General features: G+C 69.5%; 31 protein-coding genes. 13 read left to right on the top strand and 18 right to left on the bottom strand.

Going from position 1 to position 26571, the window contains the following annotated elements:
• Positions 1 to 3: 3 nt before the first annotated feature.
• The 14 genes from QF046_RS06915 to QF046_RS06850 all read right to left on the bottom strand — a co-directional run bounded on the left by QF046_RS06915 (position 4) and on the right by QF046_RS06850 (position 11278).
• On the bottom strand, positions 4 to 1338 hold the full coding sequence (locus QF046_RS06915) for a flagellar hook-length control protein FliK (protein ID WP_307367579.1): 1335 nt from the start codon (positions 1336 to 1338) through the stop codon (positions 4 to 6).
• Positions 1335 to 1757, bottom strand: a complete 423-nt coding sequence (locus QF046_RS06910; protein ID WP_307367576.1) for a hypothetical protein — start codon at positions 1755 to 1757, stop codon at positions 1335 to 1337. Before QF046_RS06910 ends, QF046_RS06915 begins: the two co-directional genes overlap by 4 nt.
• Positions 1754 to 3049: a FliI/YscN family ATPase gene (locus QF046_RS06905; protein WP_307367574.1), complete on the bottom strand. Its 1296-nt coding sequence runs from the start codon at positions 3047 to 3049 to the stop codon at positions 1754 to 1756. The genes QF046_RS06910 and QF046_RS06905 overlap by 4 nt, the downstream gene beginning before the upstream one ends.
• Complete coding sequence (locus QF046_RS06900) at positions 3046 to 3651, bottom strand: FliH/SctL family protein (protein ID WP_307367573.1); 606 nt, start codon at positions 3649 to 3651, stop codon at positions 3046 to 3048. The genes QF046_RS06905 and QF046_RS06900 overlap by 4 nt, the downstream gene beginning before the upstream one ends.
• Positions 3641 to 4639: a flagellar motor switch protein FliG gene (gene fliG / locus QF046_RS06895; protein ID WP_307367571.1), complete on the bottom strand. Its 999-nt coding sequence runs from the start codon at positions 4637 to 4639 to the stop codon at positions 3641 to 3643. Before fliG ends, QF046_RS06900 begins: the two co-directional genes overlap by 11 nt.
• A complete protein-coding gene (fliF, locus tag QF046_RS06890) occupies positions 4636 to 6252 on the bottom strand; it encodes a flagellar basal-body MS-ring/collar protein FliF (RefSeq protein ID WP_307367569.1) in 1617 nt (538 codons plus the stop codon). Before fliF ends, fliG begins: the two co-directional genes overlap by 4 nt.
• Positions 6252 to 6569, bottom strand: a complete 318-nt coding sequence (fliE, locus tag QF046_RS06885; RefSeq protein WP_307367566.1) for a flagellar hook-basal body complex protein FliE — start codon at positions 6567 to 6569, stop codon at positions 6252 to 6254. Before fliE ends, fliF begins: the two co-directional genes overlap by 1 nt.
• The gene (locus tag QF046_RS06880) at positions 6569 to 6961 is read right to left on the bottom strand and encodes a flagellar basal body rod protein FlgC (protein WP_307367564.1); all 393 of its coding nucleotides are present in this window, start codon (positions 6959 to 6961) and stop codon (positions 6569 to 6571) included. The genes fliE and QF046_RS06880 overlap by 1 nt, the downstream gene beginning before the upstream one ends.
• On the bottom strand, positions 6958 to 7302 hold the full coding sequence (locus QF046_RS06875) for a flagellar basal body protein (RefSeq protein WP_307367562.1): 345 nt from the start codon (positions 7300 to 7302) through the stop codon (positions 6958 to 6960). Before QF046_RS06875 ends, QF046_RS06880 begins: the two co-directional genes overlap by 4 nt.
• Before the next feature lie 116 nt (positions 7303 to 7418).
• Complete coding sequence (locus QF046_RS06870) at positions 7419 to 7682, bottom strand: hypothetical protein (RefSeq protein WP_307367560.1); 264 nt, start codon at positions 7680 to 7682, stop codon at positions 7419 to 7421.
• Positions 7679 to 8065 carry a flagellar export chaperone FliS gene (gene fliS / locus QF046_RS06865; protein WP_307367558.1) on the bottom strand — a complete coding sequence of 129 codons (387 nt, stop codon included), beginning with the start codon at positions 8063 to 8065 and terminating at the stop codon, positions 7679 to 7681. The genes QF046_RS06870 and fliS overlap by 4 nt, the downstream gene beginning before the upstream one ends.
• Entirely contained in the window at positions 8065 to 9450 is a 1386-nt protein-coding gene (gene fliD / locus QF046_RS06860) for a flagellar filament capping protein FliD (RefSeq protein ID WP_307367556.1), read from the bottom strand. The genes fliS and fliD overlap by 1 nt, the downstream gene beginning before the upstream one ends.
• A gap of 69 nt (positions 9451 to 9519) precedes the next feature.
• Positions 9520 to 10386 (bottom strand): flagellin, encoded by an 867-nt coding sequence (locus QF046_RS06855; protein ID WP_307367554.1) that lies wholly within the window; start codon positions 10384 to 10386, stop codon positions 9520 to 9522.
• An 88-nt stretch (positions 10387 to 10474) separates the two neighbouring features.
• A complete protein-coding gene (locus QF046_RS06850; RefSeq protein ID WP_307367552.1) occupies positions 10475 to 11278 on the bottom strand; it encodes a sigma-70 family RNA polymerase sigma factor in 804 nt (267 codons plus the stop codon).
• Between the two features lie 189 nt (positions 11279 to 11467).
• Between QF046_RS06850 and flgN the strand changes: the two genes are divergently transcribed.
• The 10 genes from flgN to QF046_RS06800 all read left to right on the top strand — a co-directional run bounded on the left by flgN (position 11468) and on the right by QF046_RS06800 (position 19640).
• Positions 11468 to 11950, top strand: coding sequence for a flagellar export chaperone FlgN (gene flgN / locus QF046_RS06845; RefSeq protein ID WP_307367550.1), 483 nt, complete (start codon positions 11468 to 11470; stop codon positions 11948 to 11950).
• Between the two features lie 6 nt (positions 11951 to 11956).
• Positions 11957 to 13366, top strand: coding sequence for a flagellar hook-associated protein FlgK (flgK, locus tag QF046_RS06840; protein WP_307367548.1), 1410 nt, complete (start codon positions 11957 to 11959; stop codon positions 13364 to 13366).
• A 9-nt stretch (positions 13367 to 13375) separates the two neighbouring features.
• A complete protein-coding gene (gene flgL, locus QF046_RS06835) occupies positions 13376 to 14257 on the top strand; it encodes a flagellar hook-associated protein FlgL (RefSeq protein ID WP_307367546.1) in 882 nt (293 codons plus the stop codon).
• A complete protein-coding gene (locus QF046_RS06830) occupies positions 14254 to 14625 on the top strand; it encodes a flagellar assembly protein FliW (protein WP_307367544.1) in 372 nt (123 codons plus the stop codon). The genes flgL and QF046_RS06830 overlap by 4 nt, the downstream gene beginning before the upstream one ends.
• Positions 14626 to 14687: 62 nt before the next feature.
• Positions 14688 to 15260 carry a tRNA (adenosine(37)-N6)-threonylcarbamoyltransferase complex dimerization subunit type 1 TsaB gene (gene tsaB / locus QF046_RS06825; protein ID WP_307367542.1) on the top strand — a complete coding sequence of 191 codons (573 nt, stop codon included), beginning with the start codon at positions 14688 to 14690 and terminating at the stop codon, positions 15258 to 15260.
• The gene (gene rimI / locus QF046_RS06820; RefSeq protein ID WP_307367540.1) at positions 15257 to 15895 is read left to right on the top strand and encodes a ribosomal protein S18-alanine N-acetyltransferase; all 639 of its coding nucleotides are present in this window, start codon (positions 15257 to 15259) and stop codon (positions 15893 to 15895) included. The genes tsaB and rimI overlap by 4 nt, the downstream gene beginning before the upstream one ends.
• Entirely contained in the window at positions 15892 to 16962 is a 1071-nt protein-coding gene (tsaD, locus tag QF046_RS06815; protein ID WP_307367538.1) for a tRNA (adenosine(37)-N6)-threonylcarbamoyltransferase complex transferase subunit TsaD, read from the top strand. Before rimI ends, tsaD begins: the two co-directional genes overlap by 4 nt.
• Positions 16959 to 17417: a hypothetical protein gene (locus QF046_RS06810; RefSeq protein ID WP_307367536.1), complete on the top strand. Its 459-nt coding sequence runs from the start codon at positions 16959 to 16961 to the stop codon at positions 17415 to 17417. Before tsaD ends, QF046_RS06810 begins: the two co-directional genes overlap by 4 nt.
• A 3-nt stretch (positions 17418 to 17420) precedes the next feature.
• On the top strand, positions 17421 to 18557 hold the full coding sequence (locus QF046_RS06805; protein ID WP_307367534.1) for a hypothetical protein: 1137 nt from the start codon (positions 17421 to 17423) through the stop codon (positions 18555 to 18557).
• 3 nt (positions 18558 to 18560) lie between these two features.
• Positions 18561 to 19640, top strand: a complete 1080-nt coding sequence (locus QF046_RS06800) for a hypothetical protein (protein ID WP_307367532.1) — start codon at positions 18561 to 18563, stop codon at positions 19638 to 19640.
• Positions 19641 to 19661: 21 nt separating this feature from the next.
• Here QF046_RS06800 and QF046_RS06795 read toward each other — a convergent pair whose 3' ends face one another.
• Positions 19662 to 20846, bottom strand: coding sequence for a class I SAM-dependent methyltransferase (locus QF046_RS06795; protein ID WP_307367531.1), 1185 nt, complete (start codon positions 20844 to 20846; stop codon positions 19662 to 19664).
• Positions 20847 to 21060: 214 nt separating this feature from the next.
• On the opposite strand from QF046_RS06795, the gene groES reads away from it, so the two are divergent.
• From groES to QF046_RS06780, 3 genes are all read left to right on the top strand, one after another.
• Positions 21061 to 21357, top strand: coding sequence for a co-chaperone GroES (groES, locus tag QF046_RS06790; RefSeq protein ID WP_028502311.1), 297 nt, complete (start codon positions 21061 to 21063; stop codon positions 21355 to 21357).
• 359 nt (positions 21358 to 21716) lie between these two features.
• Entirely contained in the window at positions 21717 to 22364 is a 648-nt protein-coding gene (gene rarD, locus QF046_RS06785; protein WP_307367524.1) for an EamA family transporter RarD, read from the top strand.
• A gap of 140 nt (positions 22365 to 22504) precedes the next feature.
• Entirely contained in the window at positions 22505 to 23770 is a 1266-nt protein-coding gene (locus QF046_RS06780; RefSeq protein ID WP_307367522.1) for an ABC transporter substrate-binding protein, read from the top strand.
• Positions 23771 to 23844: 74 nt separating this feature from the next.
• On the opposite strand, the gene QF046_RS06775 is transcribed toward QF046_RS06780, so the two are convergent.
• Genes QF046_RS06775 through QF046_RS06765 form a run of 3 tightly spaced genes read right to left on the bottom strand, consistent with a single transcriptional unit; the run spans position 23845 to position 26568 of the window.
• Entirely contained in the window at positions 23845 to 24612 is a 768-nt protein-coding gene (locus tag QF046_RS06775; protein ID WP_307367520.1) for an ABC transporter ATP-binding protein, read from the bottom strand.
• A complete protein-coding gene (locus QF046_RS06770; protein WP_373425752.1) occupies positions 24609 to 25583 on the bottom strand; it encodes an ABC transporter ATP-binding protein in 975 nt (324 codons plus the stop codon). Before QF046_RS06770 ends, QF046_RS06775 begins: the two co-directional genes overlap by 4 nt.
• Before the next feature lie 7 nt (positions 25584 to 25590).
• Positions 25591 to 26568, bottom strand: a complete 978-nt coding sequence (locus tag QF046_RS06765) for a branched-chain amino acid ABC transporter permease (RefSeq protein WP_307367518.1) — start codon at positions 26566 to 26568, stop codon at positions 25591 to 25593.
• Between the last annotated feature and the right edge of the window lie 3 nt (positions 26569 to 26571).

Here is a 26571-nt window from a genome sequence, read left to right as displayed (position 1 = left end):
CGGTCAGGCGTACACGTCGATGCTCGAGGGCGACGACGAGGTCAGGGATGAGCCGATGCGGGGGACGCCGGGGGGTGCGGTCTGCGCTGCATCGGGGATCTGAGGGCCGCGCTTCTCCGGCGCGGGTCGGCCGTGCGCGTCGCGCTGCGACTGCGCGCCGGTGCCGGTCTGGCTGCTGGGGCCGGTCTGGCCGTCGGAGCGGGCCTGGGATTGCGATGAGGAGGCCGATGACGCATCGCCGGCGGCGACGTGCACCGATGCCCCGGGTGCTGCCACGGCGAGGTCGCGACGCAGGTCGGTGAGGATCGTGCGCAGCGCATCGCGGCCCAGGTCGGAGGGGGCGTGCAGTTCGAGTCGGATGCTGCCGCCCGCGATGTGCGCGCGGACGGTCACCGGTCCGAGGTTCTCGGGCGACACGGTCAGCGTGATGCTGTGCTGGCCCTCCGCCGAGCGCGCCAGCGCGATGATCGGTGTCGTCACCTGGGGCAGCAGACCCGCGCTCGGAGCGGGGCTCGGAGCGGGAGCAGGGGTTCCGGCGGGAGCGGTCACGGTGTTCGTGGCGACGACGGTGGCCTGTACGGGAACGGCCATCTCGACGGGCACCGTGGTCGGTGCGGCCTGCGCGGCGACGTCCACGGCGTGACGTGCCGTAGACGTCGTGAGCGACGATGCGGATGCGGATGCGGATGCGGATGCGGATGCGGATGCGGGTGCGGGTGCGGGTGACGCCGGTGCGTCGGGAGCGGAGGATGCCGTGACTGCTCGGTCCGGCGTGTAGGACGAGGCCGACGATTCGGCGGACGCGGACGGGGACGGGGCGACGGCGACGGAAGGTGCCGCGGTGGCCGTGGCCGTGGCCGGTGCAGGCGGCACGGGCGTGACGGTCGGGGCCGTGCCGCCGGGGGAGGGCGCCGGGTCTGCCGGGTCTGCCGTCGGATCCGTCGGGCTCGCGGCATCCGCGGCATCCGTCGGCGCCGTTTCGAAGGGCTTTTCCGCGGCTCCGGTCGGATCCTCGGCAGTCGGGCCCTCTGTGATCGCCGTGTCGGTGGTAGCCGGCCCCGCGGCCCGGCCCGCGGGCGGGAGAGGCGCGGCATCCGGGACCGAGCCGGTCGTGGTCCCGACTTCGGGGGGCGTTTCCTCCGCCGCGATGGTCCCGGCCTGCGCCGCGATGGCGTCCTGCTCCGCGCCCGGCTTTCCGTGCGCGGCGGCGTCGGCGTTGAGCGTCTGCTGCTCGCGGACCGCGTCGGCGAAGCTGGCGGACGCCGTCGCGCCACCGCGCGGGGCGGGGGCGGGAATGCCCGCCGTTGGTGCGGCGGGGGCGAGGGTGAGAGGCATCATGCCGAACCTCCGCTTCCGCGCCGCAGGGCGATCTCGTCGAGCTCGTGCTGCTCGACGCGCAGATCCTCGACCCGCATCCGCATCTGGTGCGCGACAGCCAGCCGGTCCAGGCCGCGCACCGCGCGTCGGGCTTCTTCGTGCGCGATCCGAGCGGACTCCACGGCCTCCTGCTGCTGCGCCGAGAGGGATTCCAGGTCGGCGAGCATGCTGCGGCCGGCCACCCGGGCGGCGGCCAGGGAGGCGAGGGTGCGCACGTCCACGGCATCCGACTCGGTCGCCGCGAGCGCCGCGCGCAGATGACGATCCCTGGTGCGGGTCTGGTTCGCGTCGATCACCGCGCGCGACAGCTCCTGCGCCGCCTGGCGCTCCTGGATCGAGCGCACGCGCAGCAGGCCGGCCAGCGAGAACAGGCGGCTCATGACACACCTCCGAGGTCGGTGACCAGCCGGGCCAGCCGCTGCCATGACTCGTCCGCGGCACTCGTCTCCTCCAGCGGCTGGGTCAGGAAGCGCGAGATCGACCGCTCGTTCGCCAGCGCCGCATCCACCCGCGGGTTCGCTCCCGACTGGTAGGCGCCGATGTCGATCAGGTCGTTCGCGGAGCGGCGGGCGGCGAGCACGGCACGCAGTGCAGCGGCCTGCGCGCGGTGCTCGGGAGTGATGATCTTGCCCGCCACGCGGGACACCGACCCCAGCACGTCGATGGCCGGATGGTGGCCCATCAGCGCCAGCGCGCGATCCAGCACCACGTGACCGTCGAGGATCGAGCGCACGGCATCCGCGATCGGCTCATTGTGGTCGTCGCCGTCCACGAGCACCGTGTAGATGCCGGTGACTGATCCGCCACTGCCCGTGCCCGCCCGCTCGAGCAGTCCCGCCAGGATGGAGAACGTGGACGGTGGATAGCCGCGGGTCGCCGGCGGCTCACCGGCGGAGAGTCCGATCTCGCGCTGGGCCATCGCGACGCGGGTGAGCGAGTCCATCATGAGGATCGCGTGCGCTCCCTCGTCGCGGAACGCCTCGGCGAGGCGGGTGGCGGTGTACGCGGCTCGGATGCGCGCCATGGCGGGCTGATCCGAGGTCGACACGACCACGACCGAGCGTGCCAGGCCCTCCGGGCCCAGGTCGTCCTCGAGGAACTCGCGCACCTCGCGGCCGCGCTCGCCGACCAGGGCGATGACCGTGGCATCCGCAGCGGTGCCGCGCGCGACCATCGACAGCAGCGATGACTTGCCGACACCGGATCCGGCGAACAGGCCGACGCGCTGGCCGCGTCCCACGGTCACCATGGTGTCGAGCACGCGCACGCCGAGCGGAAGCTGCGTGTCGATGCGGTCGCGGCCCAGGACCGACGGCGGTTCATGAGCGAGGCTCACCCGAGGTGCGTTCAGGGGGCCCTTGCCGTCGATCGGACGGCCGAGTCCATCCAGAACCCGGCCCAGCAGACCTCGGCCGACAGGCACGCGCAGGGGACCGCCGAGGCTGCGCACCGGCATCCCGATGGTCAGTCCCGCAGTCGACGACAGCGGCATGCAGCTGAGTCCGTCCGGTCCGGTCGCGACCACCTCGGCCTCGATGCCGTCGGCCAGCTCGACCAGGTCCCCGACGGCACCGTCCAGCCCGCGCACCTCGACGCCCAGGCCGCGCACCCGCGAGACCAGGCCACGACGCTCGGGTCGTGCCGCATCGAGAACAGCACTCCAGCCGGTCACGACGACACCTCGTCCAGCACGCGCCGGGCGCGATCCAGCGCCTGCCCGATGCGGGCGTCGACGAAGCCGTGCCGCAGCATCGCGAGCGACTCGCCCGCGGAGAGCGACTCATCGGCGACCACGCGGACGTGAGCGGGCACGGCATCGTTGCGCTGCAGGGTGCGCACATCGTCGGTGCTCATCCGCACCTCGGCGACCGGATCGGCGCCCCCGGCGGCAACGGCACGGCGCAGGGCGGTCGTCGCGGACAGCTCGCGATCGGCGAGCGCTTCGCCGAGGATCGTCTCCGCCAACTCGATCGCGCGTGCCGAGATCCGCTGCTCGTCCAGCCGAGTCAGCTCCTCCGCCCGCACCCGGAGCGCGTCGACGGCGGCGTCGAGAGCCGAGACGGCGGATGCCACCTCGAGTCGCGCAATGGTCTGCGCGTCGACCCGCTCGGCCTCGGCACGCGTCGCCGTCTCGGCGGCCTCGGCCATCGCCGCACGGAAGCCCTCGGCGTGTCCGTCGGCGTAGCCGCGTTGACGGGCGAGCCGCCGTTCGCTCTCGGCATCCGCACCGCGCAGCCGAGGGTAGACCGCCGGGGCGAACGCGTCAGTAGACATATTCGTCCTCTTCGCTGCGCTGCACCGAGATCTCCCCCTCGGCCTCCATGCCGCGCAGCATGTGCACGATCTCGGCACGGGCCTCCTCCACCTGGGACACGCGCACCGGGCCCAATGCGCGGGACTCGGACTCGAGATTCTCGCGGTTGCGCTCGGAGACGTTGCGGCGGATGATCTCGGCGATGCCCTCGTTGGCGCCCTTCAGCGCCAGCGCCAGCGTGCGCAGGTCCACGCCGCGCAGCACGCGCTGGGCGTCGCGGTCGTCGATGCGCACGATGTCGGCGAACGTGAACATGCGGGAGCGGATGTCGTCGGCCAGGGTGCGGTCGCGGCTCTCGATGCTCTCCAGCAGCGCCTTCTCGATCGACGCGTCCGAACGGTTGATGATCTCCACCAGGGGAGCGACGCCTCCCAGGCGCTCCGGCGCATCACGCGCGGCGAGGACGCCGGTCCGCGCCTTCAGCGACTCCGCGACGATCGCGATGGCATCCTGCGTCGCGGTCCCCATCACGGCGATCGCGTGCGCGACGTCGGTGCGGACGCCCTCGGGCAGCACGGCCAGCACTGCGGCTGCCTGGTCGGTGGGCAGGTGCGCCAGCACGAGTGCGGCGGTCTGCGGCAGCTCGCCGTCGAGCAGGCTCGCCACCTGCGCGGGGTCGGCCGCGTTGAGGAAGTCGAACGCCGAGTTCGAGGATCCCACCCGGCCCAGCACCGCAGCCGCGCGCTCGGCGCCGAACGACGCCTCCAGCAGCGTGGTGGCGATGTCGCGACCGCCTCGCGCCGGAGGCAGGTGGCCGGCGGCCATCCGCTGGAAGTCGCCCAGGGCCCGGGCGGTGGTCGCCGCGTCGAGGCTCTGCAGGCCGATGATCTCGGCGGTGATCGCCTCGGCCTCCGGCTCGGACAGGTGCTTCATGACCTCGATCGCCGCGGCGCGGTCGATGTTCATCAGCACCACGGCGGCGGTCTGTCGTCCGGTCAGCATCGTCACACGCCCACCCGATCGGAGAGCATGGTGCGCAGCAGCTCGGCGGTGCGCTGCGGGTCGCGCCGGCTGAGCGCCTCGATCTCGCTGCGGCGTCGCTCCAGGCTCACCTGCGCCGGCTCCTCCTCCTCGATCTCCAGTTCCATCACGGGGGCGGGAGCGCTGATCGACATCGGGACGGTCGGCTGCTGCTCCAGCGGCAGGGCGCCGGCGTACGCGGCCACCGACGGTGCGCGCTCGCCGAACATCCGGTCGAACTCATCCGGTGCGCTCCTGCGGCGCCGCATCCGCACGATCAGGAAGATGACGACGGCCAGCACGGGCAGCGCGATCGCCACCGCGGTCAGCGAGACCCTCAGGAGTTCGGCCTGCTGCTCGGCCGCGGCGGCATCCTTCGATGCCTGCAGTGCGGCCGTGGCGGCCTCGGCATCGCGCTGACTGAACGAGACCATCTCGACGGTCAGGGCGTCTCCGCGCTCCCGATCGATGCCCGCAGCGGCGGCGACGAGATCGTTGAGCGGACCGGGGCCGATGTCCGCGCCCGCCTCGGCATCCACCGCGACCGACACCGACTGGCGGGTGATCGAGCCGGCCGGGGTCGACGTGGTCTGGGTGGACTTGTTCATGACGTTGTTGCGGGTCTGGTCGGTCACCTCGTACGAGCCGTCTCCGTCGCCGGAGGGAACGGCGATGTTGTCGGGGCCGAGCACGCCAGCGCTGCTCTTGCCGCCGGTGCTGGTCTCGGTGCGGGTGTGCTCGGAGGACGGCACCCCGCCCTCGACGGGCGTGTAGGTCTCGTCGAGTCGCTCGTTGGCGGCGCGGTCGATGTCGGCGACCACGGTGACGGTCGCGTTGCCGACGCCGACGACCTTGTCGAGCAGCTGCTGCACGCTGGCGGCCACGCGCGCCTCGTAGTCGCTCGCCTGCCGGTCGGCGCCGCCGGTGGCGCCGACGCCCACCGTGGAGAGCGTGCGGCCGGTCTGATCGACCACGGCGACGTTCTCGGGCTTAAGCCCGCTGACGGCGGCCGAGGTGAGGTGCACGATCGCCTCGATCTGCGACGGATTCAGTGAGGACCGACCGGTCTCCACGAACACCGAGGCGGTCGGGTCGACGGTCTCCGAGACGAACACGCTCTCCTCGGGGATCGCCAGACGCACGGATGCCGCCGAGACCCCGTCCAGTGAGGAGATCGTCGCCGCGAGTTCGCCCTCGATGGCGCGCTTGTAGGCGACGGACTGCTGGAACTCCGACGTGGTGACACCCAGGTCATCGAGCAGCGAGTAACCGTCGCTGCTGTCGCTCGGCAGACCCGCGGCGGCGGCGGCGAGGCGCTGGTCGTAGACCTGCGCCTCGGGCACGAGCACGGTCGTGCCTCCGTCGGTGAGTTCGTAGGAGACGGATGCCGAGCGCAGCTGCTCGACGACGGCACTGGCGTCCGTCGCGCTCAGACCCGTGAACAGCGGAGTCATGGTGGGGCGTGCGGCCCAGCTGGCGAACGCCGCGATGCCCAGGGCGAGCACCGCGATGCCGATGATCGCGATCGTGCGCTGCGCAATGGTGAACCCGGAGACGGTCCGCCGGGCGCGCTGGAACAGGGAGGAGACAGCCTGCGGCATCAGGCCTGCATCCGCATGATCTCGGTGAACGCGTCGACGCCCTTGTTGCGCACGGCGGCGACGAGCTCGAGGGTGACGGCCGCTCGGGTCGAGGCGATCATCGACGCGTGGATGTCATCGAGATCGCCGGTGACCGCGGCCACCTTGAGCAGGTCGGACTCGGATTGCAGGCTCCGCAGCTCGTCGACCGCGCCCGTGATGCTCGACGCGAACGACGAGTCGTCGCCGGCGGAGGTGCCGCGCACCGACGAAGTCGCACCGACCAGCCCGGCGGGCAGGCCGGACGAGAGGGCGCCGATCCCGGAGATCGCATCCATCAGCCACGTCCGATCTGCAGGGCCGCCTCGTAGGCGTTGCGGGCACGGTCGACCACGCCCGCGCTGGCCTGGTAGCCGCGCTGCGCGAGGATGAGCTGGCTCATCTGGTCTCCCAGGTCGATGTCGGGGTAGCGCACGTAGCCGTCCGCGTCGGCGAGCGGGTGATCCGGCTGATGCACCAGCCGTCCCTCGTCGCTGCCGAGCTCCGTGCCCGCGACGTACACCCCGGGGGAGGTCGCACTGTTCTCGACGAGCACGTAGCGCTGCTGGAAGGCGGGCGCTGCCGGGGTGACGGCGGTGTTGATGTTGGCGATGTTGTCGCTGATCGCGTCCAGCCACTTGCGGTGAGTGGTCAGTCCGGTGCTGGCGATCCCGATGGCGTCGAAGGTCATGATGTGGTCCTCAGGGCCGTGCGCACCGACGAGAACGAGCCGTTGATCGCCTGGGTCGCGAACTGATAGCGCAGCATCGTGTCGATGCTGGAGAGCGTCTCGGTGTCGAGGTTGACGTTGTTGCCGTTCAGGCGCGTCGGCTCGAGCGACTCGCCCACGGTGGCGACGGCCGAGCCGTGGCCGGCCTGGACGGCATCCGCCAGAGCCTGCTCGAACTGCACGCGCTTGGCGTGGTAGTCGGGGGTGTTGACGTTCGCGATGTTGTCGGCGATGGCGCGCTGGCGCAGAGACAGGCCATCGAGCGCGCTCGAGAGCGCGGAGAAGGTCACAGAGTCGAACACGAACCGCTTCCATCCGTCGTCGGAGTGAGGCCTATCCGTGGCCGATCTCGATGAGCGTTCCCTGCTCGAGGTTCTCTATCGGCATGTCCGGCGTGCGCGTAAGGCGCGCGGTGCGATCAGCCGGCGACGTCGAGGAACGCGGGGACGTCGGCACTGGTGTCCGGCACGCGGCGCAGGGCGACGAGCTGGTGCGCGATGGCATCCTGCTCGGCGCGCACGATCGCGATGTGCTCCTGCTGGCGGCGCAGCACCGCACGGGCGCGATCGGCGAGGGATTCGGGCAGCGGTTCGGCCGGCGGATGCCACGGAGCGGCGTCCTGGGAGCCGTCCAGTTCCTGCTCGAAGCGGTTGAGCAGCGTCTCCCACCCGGAATGAGTCATGCCCGGCGCGCGACGAGGGACTCGGATGCCGTGTGCCAGGCGACGCGCAGCGGTGCGACGATCTCCAGGCAGGCGTGTGCGCGCTCGGGGTCGCGCCCGATGTTCGCCCCGATGAGAGTCTGCGTGAGGAACGTGTACACCGCACGCAGCTGCCCGGCACCGTCCCATGCATCGGTCAGCGACGCGTTCAGCTCCGCGACGATGGACTGCGCGTGCTGCAGCTGCGTGCTCGACTCGGACCAGTCACCGCGGCGAAGGGCGGCTTCGCCGCGCTCGATGTCGAGGAGCAGTCGGTCGTAGAGCATGGTCAGCAGGCGCTCCGGAGCAGCCGACAGGATCGCGTCGTCGCGATAGCGCTGCTGAGCCTTCAATGCGGCGTTCATCAGTTCGAGTCCTTCTGCGAGGTGGGCAGCGAAGCCAGTTGCGAGGTGAGATACGACGACTGCGACTGCAGCTGCGCCAGCTGCGTCTCCAGGCGGGCGTAGGTGCGCTCGAGCGTGGCCTTGCGCTGCGCGAGCCGCACGTCCCACCGTTCGATCTGCTCGCCCAGCGAGTTCACCTCGCGCTCCTGTCCGCTGATGCGCGAGGTGAGCAGTCCGTCGTACTTGTCGGAGTAGGTCTCGGCGACGCCCTGCACGCGCGTGGCGATGCCGGCGAAGACCGCCGCCACCTCTGCGGGGTCGTCCGCGAGGGCGGCGGTGAAGCGCTCCTCGTCGAAGGTCAGCACGCCGTAACGGTCGATCGAGACGCCGATGGTGGAGGGCGATACCCCGTCGACCGGATGCTGCACGGCATCCGACAGGGCCAGCCGCAGTGCCCGGATGGTGCTGTCACCGGTGAAGACCCCGAGTGTGGTGGTGTCGCCGGCCTTGTCGGCGATCGTCGCGGTGGAGCCGTTGGCGATGCGCTCCAGGATCTTCGCGATGCCGGTGACGAACTCGCCGTGCGCCTTCGCCTGTGCGGGTGCGTCGCCGGCGACCGTGATGGTGACCGGGTCTGCCGTGACCGCGGTGACGGTGAGGTCGACACCGGGGAAGAGGTCGGTGAACGTCCCGGATGCCGAGGTGACGGTCTGCTCAGCCGCGGTGCCGGCCCACAGCCGGATCTGCGCGTCGGCTCCGGTGTTGACGATCGCCGCGCCGGCTTCGCCCGCCACGTCGGTCGCGGTGCCGCCGTCCACTGCAGCGATGTCGCCGCGGAAAACCTGGAAGGCCGCTTCAGCGCCGGATTCGGACGCGGTGAGCTGCAGACGATGGACGGTGTTGCCGTCTACGTCGGTTCCCGCCGCGATGGCCTGGGCGGTGATGCCGAAGCCCGCGCCGGAGATCGCCTTGGCGACATCCTGCGGCGACGTCGAATCGGCGGTGATCTGCATCCGTTCGCCCGCGGCGTTCTGCAGCGTCAGCACGGGCGGGTCATCCGGCCAGGCGGAGTACGCGGCGGTGACGACCGTGTGCCGTGAGGCGATGCGGTCGACGACGAGGTCGGTGGCGACCGCACTGGCCTTCGCGCCCGCAGTCACGGTGACGGCGGGGGAGGAGGATGTCGTGGTGAAGCGGGCCAGCGCGCCGAGTGCGGCGACGTCCTTGGCCTTGGTCGCGAGCTCCTGGATCGTGGAGTTGAGGGACTGCAGATTCGAGATGATGACGCCCTTGTCGGTCATCTTCGAGTTGAGCAGATTGCGGGGGATGGCCTGCACATCCATCAGCGCCTTGATCAGGCTGGTGGTGTCGAGGCCCGAGACCAGGCCGTCGAGTGAGAGTCCCATGCGAGCCCTTCCCGTCGGTTGAACCCCGGGTGAGGGACGCTGGGCCCCTCACCCGGGAATCGTTGATGATCAGCGCAGCAGCTGCAGGACGCCCTGGGTGGACTGGTTCGCCTGAGCCAGCATCGCCGTACCCGCCTGCGACAGGATGTTCGCAGCCGTGTACTTGACCATCTCGGATGCCATGTCGGTGTCGCGGATGCGGCTCTCGGCAGCAGCCAGGTTCTCCGACGAGACGTTGAGCGAGTTGATGGCCGATTCGAACCGGTTCTGCTTCGCACCGAGCTCAGCGCGCGAGGTGCTGATCGCGGTGATCGCGGTGTCGATGGCCTCGATGGCGAGAGCAGCGTTGTCCTGAGTGTCGACCGTGATGGTCGCGGTCAGGTCGGCACCGGTGGCTTCGGTGGTGACGACGCCGGTGAGCGCGGCCGACAGGTCGGTCAGGTCCACGGTGATCACGTTCGAGACGTTGACGCCTGCCTCGTTGCCGTTGGCGCCGACCTGGAACGACTTAGAGGTGCCGTCCATCAGGTTGATGCCGTTGAACTCGGTGTTGGCGCCGATACGGTTCAGCTCCGACGCGAGACCGTCGATCTCGGTCTTGATCGCGGTGCGCGACTCGGTGTTGTTCGAGTCGTTACCGGCCTGCACCGCGAGGTCGCGCATGCGCTGCAGGATGGAGTGGACCTCGGACAGGGCGCCTTCCGCGGTCTGGATGACCGAGATGCCGTCCTGGGCGTTGCGTGCCGCGACGTTCAGGCCGTTGACCTGCGAGCGCAGGCCCTCGGAGATCGCCAGGCCCGCCGCGTCGTCCGCGGCCCGGTTGATGCGCAGACCGCTCGAGAGCTTCTCGAGCGACTTCGACAGGTCGTTCTGCGTGTTGGACAGGTTGCGGTAGGCGTTGAGCGCCGACACGTTGGTGTTGATCTGCATACCCATGATGTGTTCCTCCGTGATGGGATCCGTACGGAGCCCGTCCGTGGGCTCCGCAGAGAGCTATCGGCAGGACGAGGTGGCGGGTAAGGCGTCAGGGCGAGACGCCGGCGGGCGCGAGAGCGCGCGCGATGCGGCTGCCGCCGGCATCCGCGATGCGGGCGAAGAATCCGTCGCGCACGGATGCCGAGACGCGCGAGCTCACCGTCGCCTCCCCGCCTTCGCGGTAGAACTGCTCGAGGGCGTCGCGCAGCAGACGGATCGCCTCGGCCCGCTGCTGCGACACGGCGGAGTGCGAGACTCCCAGTTCCTCGGCGATGTCCTTCACCGGACGCTCCTCGATGTACACCGCGTGCACGATCGCCCGCATCCGCTCCGGCAGCGCGTGAATCGCGTGCTCCAGCAGGTTGCGTCGCTCCGCGACGATCGCGGACTCCTCGGGCAGGGGAGTGAGTGAGGTCAGGTCGGAATCGTACGCGTCATCGATCGTGGTCACCGTGCGGGCGGCATCGGCGAGAGCGCCGGAGACCTCGGCCGTCGAGACGCCCATCGTCGTCGCGATCTCCGCAGGGGAGACCTGTCGCCCCAGCGCCGAGGACAGGGCCTCCTGAACGCGCGTGGTCTCCTTGATGCGACTGCGCACGCCGCGCGGCGCCCAATCCATCGAGCGCATCTCGTCGGCGAACGCGCCCAGGATGCGCCTGCGGGCATACGCGCCGAACGGCACGCCGAGATGAGGGTCGAAGGCGTCGGCGGCGGTCACCAGAGCCAGTGCGCCCGCGGAGACCAGGTCTTCACGCGGCACATGCGTTGCGCGAGCGTGGGTCTCCGAAGCGAGATAGCCGACCAGTGGCAGGTTCTCTACTATGAGGCGGTTGCGCTCGTCAGACGTCGACATAGGGGCTCGTTTATCCTCCGGACAGGTGGGCTGGGGCGTCCCTGTGGCAAGCTTCCCCTCCTACCACAACCTGAATGATAGCTGTATGGGGAGAACTCCCCATACCCCTGGCATAACAATATTCTGGAGGCAGTCGATAGTCGTCGCTGACCGTTCAACCGAGCGGTCCTCACTGGGGAGAGAAGCATAATGGGAGCGAATGAACTGTCCATGCTGTTGTGGCGTGAACGTGAACTGCTGGAGATGCTGCTGTTCAAACTCGAGGAGCAGGAGCTGCTTCTCGCGGCCGGCCGATCGCGCTGGACGCAGTTCGCGACACGCGAGATAGAGCAGGTCCTCGCGGGTCTGAGCGAGGCGGGAGTCACGCGCGTCGTCGAGGCGGAGACGGTCGCAGCGGAGTGGGGTGCGGCTGAAGGCGCAGGCATCCGTGAACTGATCGAGATCGCACCGACGGAGGCCTGGCGCGACGTTCTGACCGGCCACCTGCACGCCCTGACGACGCTGACCGATGAGGTCGGCCGTCTTCGCGAGGGGAATTCCGAGCGATTGCGAGCGGTGCTGCGGGCGACGCAGGAGACGCTCGCGGGAGTCGGCGAGACCACCGGCGAATACACCACCCAGGGCGACCGCGCGCGCGGCGATTCCGCCCGCATCATCGACACGGAGATGTGAGGCACGATGTCCACTTTCAGCGGGCTCGGCACTGCGGCCAGCGCATTGGCGGCAGCACGCCGCGGTATGGATGTCGTCGGGCAGAACATCGCCAACCAGGCGACCGAGGGGTACACGCGGCAGCGCGTCGACACCTCGGCCATCGCCGCGGCGAGGCTGTCCACCCGGTTCAGCGTCGGGGCGGCGCCGGGGCACGGCGTGGCTGTGGACGGCATCACGCGGCTGGGGGATGCGCTTCTGGACGCCCGCGTGCGCGAGTCGTCGAGCTCTGCCGGCTTCTGGTCGGCCCGGGCGCTCGCCGCCACCACGGCGGAGACTGCGATGTCCGAACCCAGCGAGCACGGGCTCGCCGCCCGCCTGTCGAAGTTCTGGGCCGGCTGGCAGGATCTCGCCATCGCCCCGGACTCCGGCGCCGCGGCCTCCGTGGTGCTGGAGAGCGCCGCGCAGCTCTCCGCCCAGATCGCCGGCGGCTATCGATCGGTGGCCACGCAGTGGAGCGACACCAGGGCGTCCGCAGAGCGCACCGTTGCGCAGGTGAACGCCACCGCGACGCAGATCGCGGATCTGAACGCCGAGATCCGCGATGCGCTGGCATCCGGTCGATCGGCGAACGAGATCATCGACCGTCGTGACGGCCTGGTGCAGGTGGCCGCCCGCCTCGTCGGCGCACGCGGAACGCTCGAGGCCGACGGCACGATGACCGTGCGCATCGACGGCAACGCGCTCGTCTCCGGCGACAGCGCACGTTCCCTGACGCTGGACGGACCCATGTCGATGGGAGAGAACGGGAGGATGACGGTGTCGTGGTCCGGTGCCGCCGGCTTCCCTGTCGCGGTGGACGGCGGCGAGCTGGGCGGAATGCTCAGCGTGCTCGCCCCGGCGGCCGACGGCGGCACCCTCGCCGGCATCGCCGAGTCGTACAGCGCTGTGGCGACGGCCCTCGCCGAGATGGTCAACGCACAGCACCGCCAGGGTGAGACCGCGACCGGACAGCCCGGCGGCGACTTCTTCACACTCTCGACGACGGGCCCGGCGGCGCTGGGTCTCGGACTGGCCGTGCACGACGCATCCGATCTCGCCCTCGCCAGTGCAGGCGGCGGCCCCCTCGACGCCGGCAACGCGAACGCGATCTCCGAGATCGGACGGAACGCACTCTCACCCGATGCGCGCTGGACCGGGGCCGTGGGCGCGTTCGCGGTCAGCACCGCAGGAGACATCCAGCGGGCGCGGCTGTCGGATGCCGCAGCCGTCACGGCCGTGACCGCGCAGCGCTCGGTCGCCGCGGTCGACGGCGATGAGGAGACGATCAGCCTGCTCACCTACCAGAGCGCGTATCAGGCCGCCGCACGAGTGCTGACCGCGGTGGACGAATCCCTCGACGTACTGATCAATCGCACCGGCCTCGTGGGCCGATAGGAGCCGCACATGATCTCTCGTGTCACCACCTCATCGATGGCATCCTCCGCGATGCGGCAGCTGCAGACGAATCTGTCCGAGCTGTCCCGGCTGCAGGAGCAGGCCACCTCGCAGCGCGCGTTCCTCGCGCTCTCCGACGACCCGGCCGCGGCGACGACCACGCTGCGACTGCACGGCGAACAGCAGCGCAACGAGCAGTACGCCCGCAACATCGGCGACGGGCTGGCATGGCTGACGGCCGCGGACTCCGCGATCACCGCCGGAACGGCGCTGCTCGGGCGCGTGCGCACGCTGACCCTGCAGGGCGCGAATGACGGCGCGATGGACGCGACCGCCAAGGAGGCCATTGCGGTGGAGCTGGAGAGCATCCGCGCGGAGATGCTCACCACCGCCAACACGACCATCGTCGGGCGCTCGGTCTTCGCCGGCACCTCAGACAAGGCGGCGTTCGACGAGGACGGCAACCACAGCGGCATTCCCGGATCCGAGGTGGTGCGCCGGATCTCCGACGCCGGATCGATCCGGGTCGACAGCGACGGCGCCGCGGTGTTCGGGGTCGGAGCGGATTCGGTCTTCTCGCTGATCGACCGGATCGTGTCCGACCTGCGCACCGGCGTGAACGTCGGGACCCGGGTCGGGGAGATCGATCAGCGGCGCGACACTATGCTCAGTGCGCAGGGGGCAGTGGGCGCCAGGCAGGCGCAGATCGAGCGCGCGAAGGAGACGACGATGCAGGACGCGGTATCACTCGAAGCGCGACGGGCCGCGGTCGAGGACGTCGATTCGGTCGAGGTGCTCGTGAAGCTGCAGGCGCAGGAGCTCGTCTACCGGTCGGCGCTCGCCGTCACAGGGCGCGTGCTGCAGCCGTCGCTGATGGATTTCCTGCGATGAGCGTCGTCCTGACCTTCGTCACACCGCCGCCCGGCTTCGCACCGCACACGCGGTTCCTGCTAGAGCCGGTCGCCGACGCCGACGGGCTGTTCTCGTTGGACGCGGTCGACGATCAGGCGCTGCGGCTCCACGTCGTCGAATCGCGCCGTGTGGCGGCGGACTATGCGCCGACGATCAGCGACAGCGACGTGCGGGCGCTCGGTCTGACCGGGCCCGAGCAGGCCATGCTGCTGCTCGTCGTGGGCCACACCTCCGACGGTGTGCACGTGAACCTGCTGGCACCGATCGTCGTGAACTCGGCGACGGGCGCATGCGCGCAGCTGATCCTCGATGACCAGGATCTTCCGCTGCGCGCGCTGCTGGCCTGAGACCCGCATCCGCGTCGCCGCCATGGCGGCACCAGTGCTGGTGCGACGACTACCCTGAAAGGGTGATTCTCGCCGTCGACACCTCCCTGGGCACGGCCGTCGCCGTCATCGACGCGGACGGCTCCGTGGTCGCCGAAGCATCCGCGCCCGGCCGCCTCGGCCACGCCGAGGTCATCGGCGACCTGCTCGCGCGGGTCGCCCGTCCAGGGATCACCCATGTCGTCGCCGGCATGGGGCCCGGCCCGTTCACGGGCCTGCGCATCGGCATCGCCGCAGCGCGCACCTTCGCGCTCGGCCGCGGCATCCCCGTCATCCCGATCCCCAGCCACTTCGCGATCGCGCTGGACGCCGAGGGGCCCGTCACGGTCATCACCGATGCGCGCCGCCGAGAGATCGCGGTGAGCGTGTTCGACGGGACGGATGCCGACGGCATCCCGCACCTGATCGAACCCACCCGCCTCGAGAAGCGCGGAACCGACCCCGTGGACGAGACCGCCGAGCTCTCGGCATCCGCCCTGGCCAGGGTCGGCGCGCGCGCCATCGCCGCCGGACGCACACTCGCAGACGCCGAGCCGCTGTACCTGCGCTCGCCGGATGTCGTGCAGCCCGGCCCACCGAAGCGGGTGAGCGGATGACGCTGCGCACCGCCACGATCGACGACCTCGCCGCGATCATGGAGCTCGAACGTCGCGGTTTTCCCGATGACGCGTGGAGCGAGCAGACCATGGCCGCCGAGGTCGCCAGCGCGCACAACAGGTACCTGGTCGACGTCGAGGGCGACCGCGTCGTCGGCTACGGCGGGGTGCGGGCACTGCAGGGCGGGTCGGATGCCGACATCCAGACCATCGCGCTGGCGTCGGAGTTCCGCGGACGCGGCCGGGGGCGTGCCCTGCTGCGCGCCCTGACCGACGAGGCCGTCGCCCGCGGGGCGCGCGAGCTGTTCCTCGAGGTGCGCGCCGACAACCCCGTCGCGCAGGCGCTGTACGCGTCAGAGGGATTCGCCGAGCTCGGACGCCGTCCGCGCTACTACCAGCCCGGGAACGTCGATGCGATCGTGATGCGGTTGAACCTGGGGGAGTGGGCAGAGCGTGCCGCCCCCGCCCCGGGTGCCGCCCTTGCCCCGCAGGCTCGGGAGGAGAACTCCCGCTCGGGAGGAGAGATTCCTGCAGAAGCTCCTCCCATCGCAGAGAACTCCTCCCGAACGGGTGAGGGCGCGGGGCGCGCAGACCAGGAACACACGACGGATGCCGCACAGGAGGCCACCGCATGACCGAACCCCTGGTGCTCGGCATCGAGACGAGCTGCGACGAGACCGGCATCGGCATCGTGCGCGGCCGCACTCTGCTGTCCAACACGATCGCGTCCAGCATGGACGAGCACGCCCGCTACGGCGGCGTGGTGCCCGAGGTCGCCGCGCGCGCCCACCTCGAGGCGCTGCAGCCCTCGATCGAGCAGGCGCTCGCCGAGGCGCAGGTCACCCTGGAGGAGTTGGATGCCATCGCGGTCACCAGCGGCCCGGGCCTCGCCGGCGCGCTGATGGTGGGCGTCGGTGCGGCGAAGGGGCTGGCGGTCTCGCTGAACAAGCCGCTGTACGCCGTGAACCATCTGGTCGGGCACATCGCCGCCGACATCCTGGCGCACGACGGAAGCGCGGATGCCGAGCCGCTCGAGTACCCGACCATTGCGCTGCTGGTCTCGGGCGGGCACACCTCCCTGCTGCACGTGCGCGATCTGACCACCGACGTCGAGCTGCTCGGTGAGACCATCGACGATGCAGCGGGGGAGGCCTTCGACAAGGTCGCCCGCCTGCTCGGACTGCCCTATCCCGGCGGCCCGCAGATCGACCGGGTCGCGGCCGAGGGCGACCCGAAGGCGATCCGCTTCCCGCGGGGGCTGTCGAAGGCATCCGATCTGGAGAAGCACCGCTACGACTTCTCGTTCTCGGGCCTGAAGACCGCCGTCGCGCGGTGGGTCGAGCGGGCCGAGGCGAACGGTGAGGAGATCCCCGTCGCCGATGTCGCCGCGAGCTTCCGCGAGGCCGTAGTGGACGTGCTGGTCACCAAGGCGCTCGCCGCGTGCGCCGACCGCGGTGTGCCGCGCCTGCTGCTGGGCGGGGGAGTGATCGCCAATCGGCGCCTCCGCGACGTGACCCTCGAGCGCGCTGCGGCCGCCGGAGTGACCGTGCGGATCCCGCCGCTGAGCCTGTGCACCGACAACGGTGCGATGATCGCGGGCCTGGCCGCCGAGCTGATCGCCAGCGGGCGGGGTGCGTCGACGCTGGAGTTCGGCGCGGATTCGACGCTGCCGGTCACGGAGATCCAGGTGAGTGCGGCATGACCGATCCGCGCAGCGAGGGTTCCGAGGTGCCGCGCGTCGAGCAGCCCAGTGCCGAGGTCGAGCGTCCCGAAGGCACGGCGTCGGTGCCCGGCGCGTCGAAGGGCTACGCCAAGCTGCCCACGGCCCCCGTGCCGGTCGAGCGGGAGAGCGTTCCGGATGCGGAGGAGTTCGCCGCGAGCGGGTGGGCCCCGTCTGCGGACGCGAGGCACACGGACGATGCCCGACTCGCGCCCTGGGCGCTGTTCGCGGCCATCGTGGCTCTGGCGACCTCGATGTTCGTCGGCTGGGGCATCCCCGTCGCGGTCGTCGCCGTGATCGCGGCGATCATGTCGTTGCGCCGGCCGATCGAGAATCGTGCCATGGCGATGTGGGCCCTTGTGCTGGGTGTGTTCGCAGCGCTGTTCAGCACGGGATGGCTGATCTGGGCGGCCATGCAGTTCGAGATCCTGGGGTGACGGATGCTGGATGCCGACGAAGCCGCACGACGACATGAGCTTCACCAACGGGTGTACGCACCTGGTGGTGCGCTGACGGATGCCGAGATCGCCGAGCTGCACGACCTCGACAACCGCAACCTGATCGCGCCGGAGCCCGTTGTGCGGCCCGCCCCTGTTCCCGGGGCGCAACACGCCGCGTCGGACCCGGAGGTCACGGCGAGTCGCGCCCTGCGAGCGGGGGAGGGTTCGGCATCCGCTGATCCCGCGCCCGCACCAGCCTCCGCGCCCGCACCCGCGCTCGTGCCCGCGCCCGCACCAGCCTCCGAGCTCCTTCGCGGGGCGCAACACGCCGCATCGGAGCCTGAGGTCACGGCGAGTCGCGCCCTGCGAGGCATCGGAGCGGGGATGCTGCTGCGCCGCTGGCTGCTGCCGGTGATCGCCGTCGTGGCGATTCTGGCCGGCTTCGCCTTCGGGCGGTTCGTACTCGGGTCGGGAGCCGACACCATCGCCATGGATGCCGCGCAGCGGAAGGCATGGACGCAGCTGGAGGCCTCCGAGAAGTACACGCCGGGCTCCGTATCCCTGCTCGGCAGCAAGTACGGCGTGGACATCTGGGCGGCGCAGCGGAGCGAGTCCGATGTGCAGTGCCTGGTGCTCACTCGCGATGAGGAGCTGACCGAGGCGTGCGGCTCGCCCGAGCCGGAGCCGTCGGGCGGCTTCGAGCGGCAGGCCAACATGGATTACAACGAGGACGGCGTCGACTACTCGCTGTTCGCCACGGTCCGGCGCGACATCGCCGGAAACTCGATCGCCGTCGTGCAACGCTACGCCAATGAGGAATGGGACTGGCGGTCGATGTTCAGCGATGCCGAGCTCGCGACGGCGCACACACTGGAGGCGGCCGGGTTCGACGGAGCGTCGCTGAGCATCGTCGGCTACGACCGCGATGTCCCGGTGTGGGTGTACCAGAACGAGCGGTACTGCCTGATGGTGGTGCGCGACGGCAACCTGTCGCAGCAGTGCGGAGAATCCGGTGTCAACAGCAGTCAGACGCTCAGCCTCGACATCGGCGACGCGGAGTACACCGTGCAGCCGACCGAGAACCGCGGCCCGGTGCTCACCATCACCCGCATGCCCGACGTCGTGAAGGAGGGCTGACGCATGACCGATCACGCCGATGCCGCACGCCGGCGGGAACTGCAACGTCGCGCCTTCGCCGTCGAAGGCAGCCTGACGCCTGAAGAGGAGGAAGAACTGCGGATGCTGTCAGCACCCGCACCCGCACCAGCACCAGCACCAGCCTCCCTGCCGGAACCGCCGGCCGTCGCTCCGACCCCCGGAATGACGGATGCGGCGGGTTCGGATGCCGTAGAGCAGGCTCCAGCATCCGAACCCGAACCCGACCCGGCAACGGAGTTCGGAGCCGCACCCGCTCGACGTCCGCGCCGCGCGCTCGCCGTCGTCATCACGGTCGCGGCTCTGGTCCTCGGCGCCGGCATCGGCTGGCTGAGTTCGCCCCGGACGCTGGACGCGGCGCCCACCATGACCGTCGAACAGCAGACCATCGACGCCGAGATCGTCGCGAGCGGGGACTTCGATGCGGGAAGCGTGCAGTTCCGCGGCGAGAAGGACGGTGCCGCACTCTGGTCGGCCACGCAGAAGGAGAAGCCGTGCGTCGTCCTGAGCGTCGACGGGCAGCGCAGCACCGGCTGCGTATCGGGGGAACGATCCGATGGAGGCATCGACTACCCCGTCGCGCAGGTGCAGACGCAGGACGGCGACACGAGCGCCAACGTCACGGGGCTTCTCATTCCGACGCTGTCCGGTGATTGGGCACCTGTGATCGAGCACATGGCGCTGACCGCCGGCGACTGGCAGGGACAGTACTCCTCGGCAGAGTTGGCGCTCATCGACATCCTCGAGAAGGCCGGGCTGCACGGATCCGAGCTGCAGATCCTCGGCTACGACGGCGACATCCCGGTGTGGAGCACGTGGGGTCCGGAGAGGTGCATCGCCGTCGTGGATCCCGCCACGTCGGCCGTGCAGCAGCACTGCACGGACGACTACTCCGAGGGCCCACTGGAGATCGCGCTCGGCGACAGCGTCTACCAGGCGGTCTGGTCGGATCAGCGCGGTCCGGTGCTGACGATCCTGAAGCAGGCGACCGCCTTACAAGTCACGTGCGACATCGAGACCGGGGACTGCACGTGGGTCGACGACACGCCCGTCGACGTCGGCTGAGCGCCGGCGCCCGGAAGCCCGTCAGACCCGGTCGGCGAGGATCGCGATGCGCCCGGCAGGCGTGCGCGTGAGGATCAGCGTCGCCTCCTGCGATCCGCGCAGCGTGAGCTTCTTGCGGAACGCCGCCGGGTCGATGTCCATCCCGCGCTTCTTGATCTCCAGGCGACCGATATCGCCCTTGCGCAGCGCGGCGTTGATGGTCTTGGCGTGCACGGGTAGCGTCTCGCGCACTCGGAACGACTGCACGAACGGGCTCGTCACCGCGGCGTCGCCGGTGAGGTAGGCGATCTGCTCGTCGAGCATGCCGGCCTCCAGCATCCGCCCGGCATCTCCGATCAGCCGCGCCCGGATCACCGCCCCGTCCGGCTCGTGCAGGAAGGCGCCCAGCTCGCGCACGGGCAGATCCTCGGCATCCGCCGCCGCCGTCAGCTCGTGCGTCTGCCCACCGGTCACGATCAGTGCGGAACGACGGATGCCGTCGCGCGCGAGCGCGCCGCTCCACAGCAGCAGTTCGACGACGCTGCCGTCGGCGCTGACCCACTGCGCCTCGACGTCGTCGGGGATGAGGTCGCGATCCAGGCCGGGCCCGAGCTTGATGCCGGTCGGATGCTGCCCCGCCACCTCGAAGCACCAGTCCAGCGACGGCGACCAGTCGGATGCCGTCAGCCGCCGTGTCTCGCTGTGACCCGCGGTGCGACGGGCGGGGTCCAGCCAGACGCCGCCGCCGACCGGGACGTTGTCCTCCGCGCGCCCGGTGCGCACCGTGGCATCCTCCCCGAACGGTGCGAGGTTGTACGCCGCGATCCCGGCGGTGACCTCGTCGGCATCCACCGCGGTGACCTGGAGGCCGGCGCCGGCGAAGGCGAGGCTGTCGCCGCCGATCCCGCACCCCAGATCCGATACCGCGGGGATCCCGGCCTGCCGCATCCGCACGGCATGCAGCGTCGCCACGTTCAGCCGGGTGGCCTGCTCCAGGCCGGCCCGGGTGAACAGCATCCGCTCGGCGAACTCGCCGAACTTCGATTGCGCTTTCACCCGCAGGTGCGCCTGGCCGACGACCGCCGAGACGAGATCGGGGGAGTGCCCCGCCGCGCGCAACCGCGAAACGGTCTGCGCGACCTTGGCAGTGGACGCGATCGGCCCGACCTCGTCGAGCAGGGCGAGCCCGTCGCGGGTGAGCAGGGCGGCGAGCTCGGTCATCTCCACTGTCCCAGCCTACGGGCCCGGACATGTGTGCCACATGGCCGCATCCCGCCGCGGATATGCACCCATGTGGCACACATGTCCGGCACGGGAAGCCCGCGCGATTGGCACTCGCATTGCATGAGTGCCAATCATCGTCCTAGACTGGAGTTAGCACCCTCGGCATGAGAGTGCTAACCAGTCTTCTGATTCTCAGTCAAGAAAGAAGAGGTACACCGTGTCGGTTTCCATCAAGCCGCTCGAGGACCGCATCGTCATCCAGCAGGTCGAGGCCGAGCAGACCACCGCAAGCGGTCTGGTCATCCCCGACACTGCGAAGGAGAAGCCCCAGGAGGGCGAGGTCGTGGCCGTGGGCCCCGGCCGCATCGACGACAACGGCAACCGCGTTCCGATCGACGTCGCCGTGGGTGACCGCGTGCTGTACAGCAAGTACGGCGGCACCGAGGTGAAGTTCGGCGCTGACGAGTACCTCGTGCTCTCGGCCCGCGACGTTCTGGCGGTCGTCGTCCGCTGACGCGCTTCGACAAGCTCAGCGACCCACGGGTCGTGAAGGGTCCGGATGCTGAGCATCCGGACCCTTCGTCGTTCCCGGACACTAGGCTTGGTCGGTGAGCACGAAGTCCGCCGGCACCCTCTACACGATCGCCGCGTATCTGCTGTGGGGCGTCTTCCCGCTGTACTTCATCGTGCTGGCTCCCACCGGGCCGTTCGAGGTCGTGGCGTGGCGCCTGCTGCTCACTCTGGTCTTCTGCGTGCTGCTGCTGCTCGTCACCCGCGGATGGCAGCGCCTGATCACCATCTGGCGCAGGCCCAAGCTCCCTCGCCCTCACCGCCCTCGCCGGCATCCTGATCTACATCAACTGGCAGGTCTTCGTGATCGCCACGATGAACGAGCAGATCGTCGAGACGAGCCTGGGCTATTTCATCAACCCCATCTTCACGGTGCTGCTGGGCGTGCTGGTTCTGCACGAGAGCATCCGCCCCGCGCAGTGGGTCGCGATCGGCATCGCGGCCGTCGCGGTGGGCGTGATCATCGTCGCCTACGGCTCGTTCCCATGGATCGCCCTGTCTCTGACCGCCTCGTTCGGACTGTACGGTCTGGTCAAGAAGAAGATCGGACCGGCGGTGGATGCCGTCAGCGGCCTCACGCTGGAATCCTTCTGGATGATCCCGATCGCCGCGGTGATCCTGTTCCTGGTCGCCGGTGACGGCGGCATCACGATGGGAACCATCAGCCCGCTGCACACCGTGCTGCTGTCCTGCGCGGGCATCGCGACGGCGATCCCGCTGCTGCTGTTCGCCGCCGGGACGCGACGTGTGGATCTGAGCCTGGTCGGGATGATCCAGTTCATCACCCCGATCATGCAGTTCCTGCTCGGCTGGGCGGTGCTCGGCGAGCCGATGCCCGCGGAGCGCTGGGTCGGCTTCATCCTCGTCTGGGTCGCGATCGCCGTGTTCGTCGGAGACATCGTGCTGCACAAGGGACGCAGCAGGCGCCAGGCTCCGCCGGCGCTGGTCTGAGGCGGCAGACGACCGGCGGATCGCCGGGCGCGGATCGTTAAGGGACCGATATCCTCTCCGGGTCCGCGCGCGCATCCCAGCCAATAGGGTGAGAGAAACCCGAAGGTGGGAATCCACGTTCAGTTACGCAAGGGAGCAACATGAACGCTATGAAGGGCTCGCGACCCGCGAGAGTCTTCGCAGGGATCGCGCTGGTCAGCGCGACCGCACTGATCATCGCCGGCTGCGCCAGCACTCCGGCTGCAACCGAGAAGCCGACCACCGGGGGCGACAAGCCCGCCGCCGTCGACGTCACCCTCAAGCTCGGATCGCTGCTGCCCAAGACCGGCAGCCTCGCGTTCCTCGGCGCTCCGATGGAGGCGGGTGTTCAGCTGGCCGTGTCGCAGGTGAACGAGGCGAAGGCCGGCGTCACCATCGAACTCAGCCAGGAGGATGAGGGCGACACCGACACCAAGGCGTACGAGACTTCGATCGAGAAGCTGCGCAGCGGCGGCGTGACCGCTCTCGTGGGTGCCGCATCGTCCAGCGTCACCAAGCTCATCCTCGACGGCAACGTCGGTGCCGGTATGGTCACCGTCTCGCCGTCGAACACCTCGGCTGACTTCACCGGGCTCGACCCGCTGTACTTCCGTACCGCGCCCAGCGACAGCCTGCAGGGTGAGGTGCTCGGCAACGAGATCGCCGAGGACGGCGCGAAGACGCTCGGAATCCTGTACCAGAACGACGGTTACGGCACGGGCCTGTTCGAGGCGATCAAGTCCACCTTCGAGGGGAACGGCGGAAAGGTCGTCGCCGAGGCGTCGTACAACGTCGGTGACGGTCAGTACGACGCTCAGGTGTCGACGATCGCCGCATCGAAGCCGGATGCTGTCGCCGTGGTCTCCTACGACCAGTTCAAGACGATCGCACCACTGCTCGGCAACGCCGGCATCGATACCGGCAAGCTGTACATGGTCGACGGCAACCTCTCGAACTACGCCAAGGACAACCTCGGTGTCAGCCTCGAAGGCTCCAAGGGCACGCGCGCAGGCGCTGAGCTGCCGGAGGACTTCCTGACGCAGCTGAACGAGGTCTGGACCGCCGCGGGCAACGACCCGATCAACGACGTCACCTACTCGGCTGAGGCCTACGACGCCGTCATCCTCATCTCGCTCGCGACGCTCGCGTCGGGGTCGACCAAGGGTGCTGACATCGCGGGCAAGATGCAGGAGGTCTCGGGCGGCTCCGGCGACGGTGAGAAGTGCACCACCTTCGCCGAGTGCGCAGACATCATCAACGGCGGCGGAACGGCCGACTACGACGGTCTGTCCGGCGAAGTCACCTTCAACGACGACAACGACCCGGCCGGTGCCGCCATCGGCGTCTACCAGTACGGCGCCGACAACAACAACTCGCGGATCAAGTAAGCCGCATACACAAGAGGTCCCGGATGCATTCGCATCCGGGACCTCTTCTGTATGCGCTCAGGCGCTGCGCGCGCTCAGGCGGCGTCGTCCTGGCCGAGGGTGCCCAGGTACAGGCCGATCACCTTCGGGTCCTCGAGAAGCTCGCGACCGGTGCCCTCGTAGGCATCCCGGCCCTGATCGAGCACGTACCCGCGGTCACAGATCTGCAGGCAGCGACGGGCGTTCTGCTCCACCATGATGGTCGTCACGCCGGCCTTGTTGATGTCGGACACCCGGATGAACGCGTCATCCTGGCGCACCGGCGACAGGCCGGCCGACGGCTCGTCGAGCAGCAGCACCGACGGATCCATCATCAGCGCACGCGACATCGCCACCATCTGACGCTCACCGCCCGACAGCGAGCCCGCTCGCTGCTTCAGCCTGCTGCCCAGCTCAGCGAAGATGCCCGTGACGAACTCCAGGCGCTCCTTGTAGATCTTCGGGTTCTGGTACAGGCCCATGTGCAGGTTCTCGGCGATCGTCAGCGAGGGGAAGACGTTGTTCGTCTGCGGCACGAACGCCACTCCTCGAGCGACGAGCTTGTCGGCCTTCAGCCCCAGGATGCTCTCGCCCTTGACCGTGATCTCGCCCTCGCGCACCTGAACCATGCCGAAGATCGACTTCAGCAGTGTGGACTTTCCGGCACCGTTCGGCCCGATGATGCCGATCAGCTCGCCCTTGCGGGCGATGAGGTTGGCGCCGTTGAGGATGTTCACCCCGGGAAGGTATCCGGCATGCACCTCCTTCAGCTCGACGATGACATCGCGGTCATCGACAGGGGGCTGGGTCGCAGCATCCGTCATTTCTGCTCCTCCTCGAGCTCAGCCTCTGCTTCGGCCTCGATCTTCGCGCGCACTCGCGCCGCCGCAGCAGCATCGCGCGTGATCACCGGCATCCGGCCGGTGACCTGACCGAGATCGACGTCCTGATGCGCTCCGAGATAGGCATCCACCACCGCGGGATCCGACATGACCTCGTCGGGCGGACCCTCCGCGACCACACGGCCCTCGGCCATGACCACGACCCAGTCGGCGATATGCCGCACCATGTGCATGTCGTGCTCGACGAAGAGCACGGTCATCCCGAGCTCCTTCAGATCGAGGATGTGGTCCAGCAGCGACTGCGTCAGCGCTGGGTTGACACCCGCCATCGGCTCGTCGAGCATCACCAGCTGGGGGTCGCTCATCAGCGCACGCGCCATCTCCAGCAGCTTGCGCTGACCTCCGGAGAGGGATGCCGCGAAATCCGCCTGCTTGGCATCGAGCTTGAACCGCTTGAGCAGATCCAGTGCGCGCGTCTCGATCTGCTTGTCCTGCTCACGCCACAGGAACGGGAAGAAGCTCGACCAGAACTTCTCGCCGCGCTGGCCGCCGGCGCCCAGCTTCATGTTCTCGAGCACGGTGAGCAGCGACAGCGACTTGGTCAGCTGGAACGTGCGCACCTGACCCATGCGCGCCACCTTGAACGACGGCACACCGGCAAGGTTCTTGCCGTCGTACGACCAGCGGCCGGCGTTCGGTCTGTCGAACCCGCAGAGCAGGTTGAAGAGGGTGGTCTTGCCTGCGCCGTTCGGGCCGATCAGGGCTGTGATCGCGCCGCGAGGAATCTCGAGGTGATCGACATCGACAGCGGTCAGACCGCCGAACCGGCGCTCGACGCCATCGACGACGAGGATCGGATCGGCCTTGGCCACACCGGGCTTGGCCGGCCCCGTGGCAAGCCCTGTCGTCTTGGGGCGTCGGACGCTGCCGGTCGGGTGGGGGTCCGCCGGGATGCTCTCGTCACTTGACAAAGGTCATCTCCCTCTTGTCTCCGAGGATGCCCTGGGGGCGGAAGATCACGATCAGCATGAGCGCGACACCCGCGAGAATCCAGCGCACCGTCTCCGCCTGCGTGCTCGTCATCGGCAGCAGGCCGTTGCTGGCCATCTGCGGCAGCAGATTGCCGAGGAAGGCGAACAGCATCCAGAACAGCACCGCGCCGACCGTCGGTCCGATCACGGTTGCTGCTCCTCCGAGCAGCAGCACCGTCCACAGGAAGAACGTCAACGACGTGGAGTAGCTGCCCGGCACCGCAGCGGAGGGGATCACGAAGACGATCCCGCCCATGGCGCCGATCATGCCGCCGACCACGAGCGCCTGCATCTTGTATGCGAAGACGTTCTTGCCGAGCGAGCGCACCGCATCCTCGTCTTCACGGATGCCCTTGAGCACCCGGCCCCAGGGACTGCGCATCAGCGCCCAGACGGCGAGGATCGCGATCACGAGCATGATCAGGCCGAAGACACGATCCCACAGCTGCACCTCGGTGAACGACCATGGGCCGAATCCGTACGTCCCCTCGGGGAACGGATTGGCCGCGCGGAAACCGTCGCTGTAGCCGTACAGGCCCTCGGCTCCGTTGGTCCACTTGTCGAACACCTGCGTCAGGAACAACAGGCGCACTATCTCAGCAGCCGCGATGGTGGCGATGGCCAGGTAGTCGGCGCGCAGACGAAGAGTCGGGATGCCGAGTACCAGGCCGAACAGCGCGCCGCCGATCAGACCGATCAGAATGCCGATCCACCACGGCACACCGAAGGTGAGCACCGAGATCGCGTAGCCGTATCCGCCGATGGCCATGAACGCGGCCATACCGAAGTTCAACAGGCCGGCATAGCCGAAGTGCACGGCGAGCCCCGTCGCTGCGAGCGCATAGGCGATCGTGACCGGGCTGAACAGGTAGGCGGCGGTGTTGCCGAAGATTGCTCCGAAGTCCATGCG

Source organism: Microbacterium sp. W4I4 (assembly GCF_030816235.1).
In the GTDB taxonomy this organism is placed as follows: Bacteria; Actinomycetota; Actinomycetes; order Actinomycetales; family Microbacteriaceae; genus Microbacterium.
This window is presented reverse-complemented; position numbering and strand designations above follow the sequence as displayed.

Excerpts from the sequence above, each read along its gene's own strand:
- QF046_RS06850 (WP_307367552.1), bottom strand. The coding sequence starts at position 11,278 with ATGTCGACGTCTGACGAGCGCAACCGCCTCATAGTAGAGAACCTGCCA.
- flgL (WP_307367546.1), top strand. The coding sequence starts at position 13,376 with ATGATCTCTCGTGTCACCACCTCATCGATGGCATCCTCCGCGATGCGG.
- QF046_RS06830 (WP_307367544.1), top strand. The coding sequence starts at position 14,254 with ATGAGCGTCGTCCTGACCTTCGTCACACCGCCGCCCGGCTTCGCACCG.
- fliF (WP_307367569.1), bottom strand. The coding sequence starts at position 6,252 with ATGCCGCAGGCTGTCTCCTCCCTGTTCCAGCGCGCCCGGCGGACCGTC.
- QF046_RS06805 (WP_307367534.1), top strand. The coding sequence starts at position 17,421 with ATGCTGGATGCCGACGAAGCCGCACGACGACATGAGCTTCACCAACGG.
- QF046_RS06910 (WP_307367576.1), bottom strand. The coding sequence starts at position 1,757 with ATGAGCCGCCTGTTCTCGCTGGCCGGCCTGCTGCGCGTGCGCTCGATC.
- flgN (WP_307367550.1), top strand. The coding sequence starts at position 11,468 with ATGGGAGCGAATGAACTGTCCATGCTGTTGTGGCGTGAACGTGAACTG.
- QF046_RS06810 (WP_307367536.1), top strand. The coding sequence starts at position 16,959 with ATGACCGATCCGCGCAGCGAGGGTTCCGAGGTGCCGCGCGTCGAGCAG.
- QF046_RS06765 (WP_307367518.1), bottom strand. The coding sequence starts at position 26,568 with ATGGACTTCGGAGCAATCTTCGGCAACACCGCCGCCTACCTGTTCAGC.
- rimI (WP_307367540.1), top strand. The coding sequence starts at position 15,257 with ATGACGCTGCGCACCGCCACGATCGACGACCTCGCCGCGATCATGGAG.
- QF046_RS06900 (WP_307367573.1), bottom strand. The coding sequence starts at position 3,651 with ATGTCTACTGACGCGTTCGCCCCGGCGGTCTACCCTCGGCTGCGCGGT.
- QF046_RS06915 (WP_307367579.1), bottom strand. The coding sequence starts at position 1,338 with ATGATGCCTCTCACCCTCGCCCCCGCCGCACCAACGGCGGGCATTCCC.
- fliS (WP_307367558.1), bottom strand. The coding sequence starts at position 8,065 with ATGAACGCCGCATTGAAGGCTCAGCAGCGCTATCGCGACGACGCGATC.
- QF046_RS06780 (WP_307367522.1), top strand. The coding sequence starts at position 22,505 with ATGAACGCTATGAAGGGCTCGCGACCCGCGAGAGTCTTCGCAGGGATC.
- fliD (WP_307367556.1), bottom strand. The coding sequence starts at position 9,450 with ATGGGACTCTCACTCGACGGCCTGGTCTCGGGCCTCGACACCACCAGC.
- QF046_RS06855 (WP_307367554.1), bottom strand. The coding sequence starts at position 10,386 with ATGGGTATGCAGATCAACACCAACGTGTCGGCGCTCAACGCCTACCGC.
- tsaD (WP_307367538.1), top strand. The coding sequence starts at position 15,892 with ATGACCGAACCCCTGGTGCTCGGCATCGAGACGAGCTGCGACGAGACC.
- QF046_RS06775 (WP_307367520.1), bottom strand. The coding sequence starts at position 24,612 with ATGACGGATGCTGCGACCCAGCCCCCTGTCGATGACCGCGATGTCATC.
- fliE (WP_307367566.1), bottom strand. The coding sequence starts at position 6,569 with ATGGATGCGATCTCCGGGATCGGCGCCCTCTCGTCCGGCCTGCCCGCC.
- flgK (WP_307367548.1), top strand. The coding sequence starts at position 11,957 with ATGTCCACTTTCAGCGGGCTCGGCACTGCGGCCAGCGCATTGGCGGCA.
- QF046_RS06800 (WP_307367532.1), top strand. The coding sequence starts at position 18,561 with ATGACCGATCACGCCGATGCCGCACGCCGGCGGGAACTGCAACGTCGC.
- QF046_RS06880 (WP_307367564.1), bottom strand. The coding sequence starts at position 6,961 with ATGACCTTCGACGCCATCGGGATCGCCAGCACCGGACTGACCACTCAC.
- QF046_RS06870 (WP_307367560.1), bottom strand. The coding sequence starts at position 7,682 with ATGACTCATTCCGGGTGGGAGACGCTGCTCAACCGCTTCGAGCAGGAA.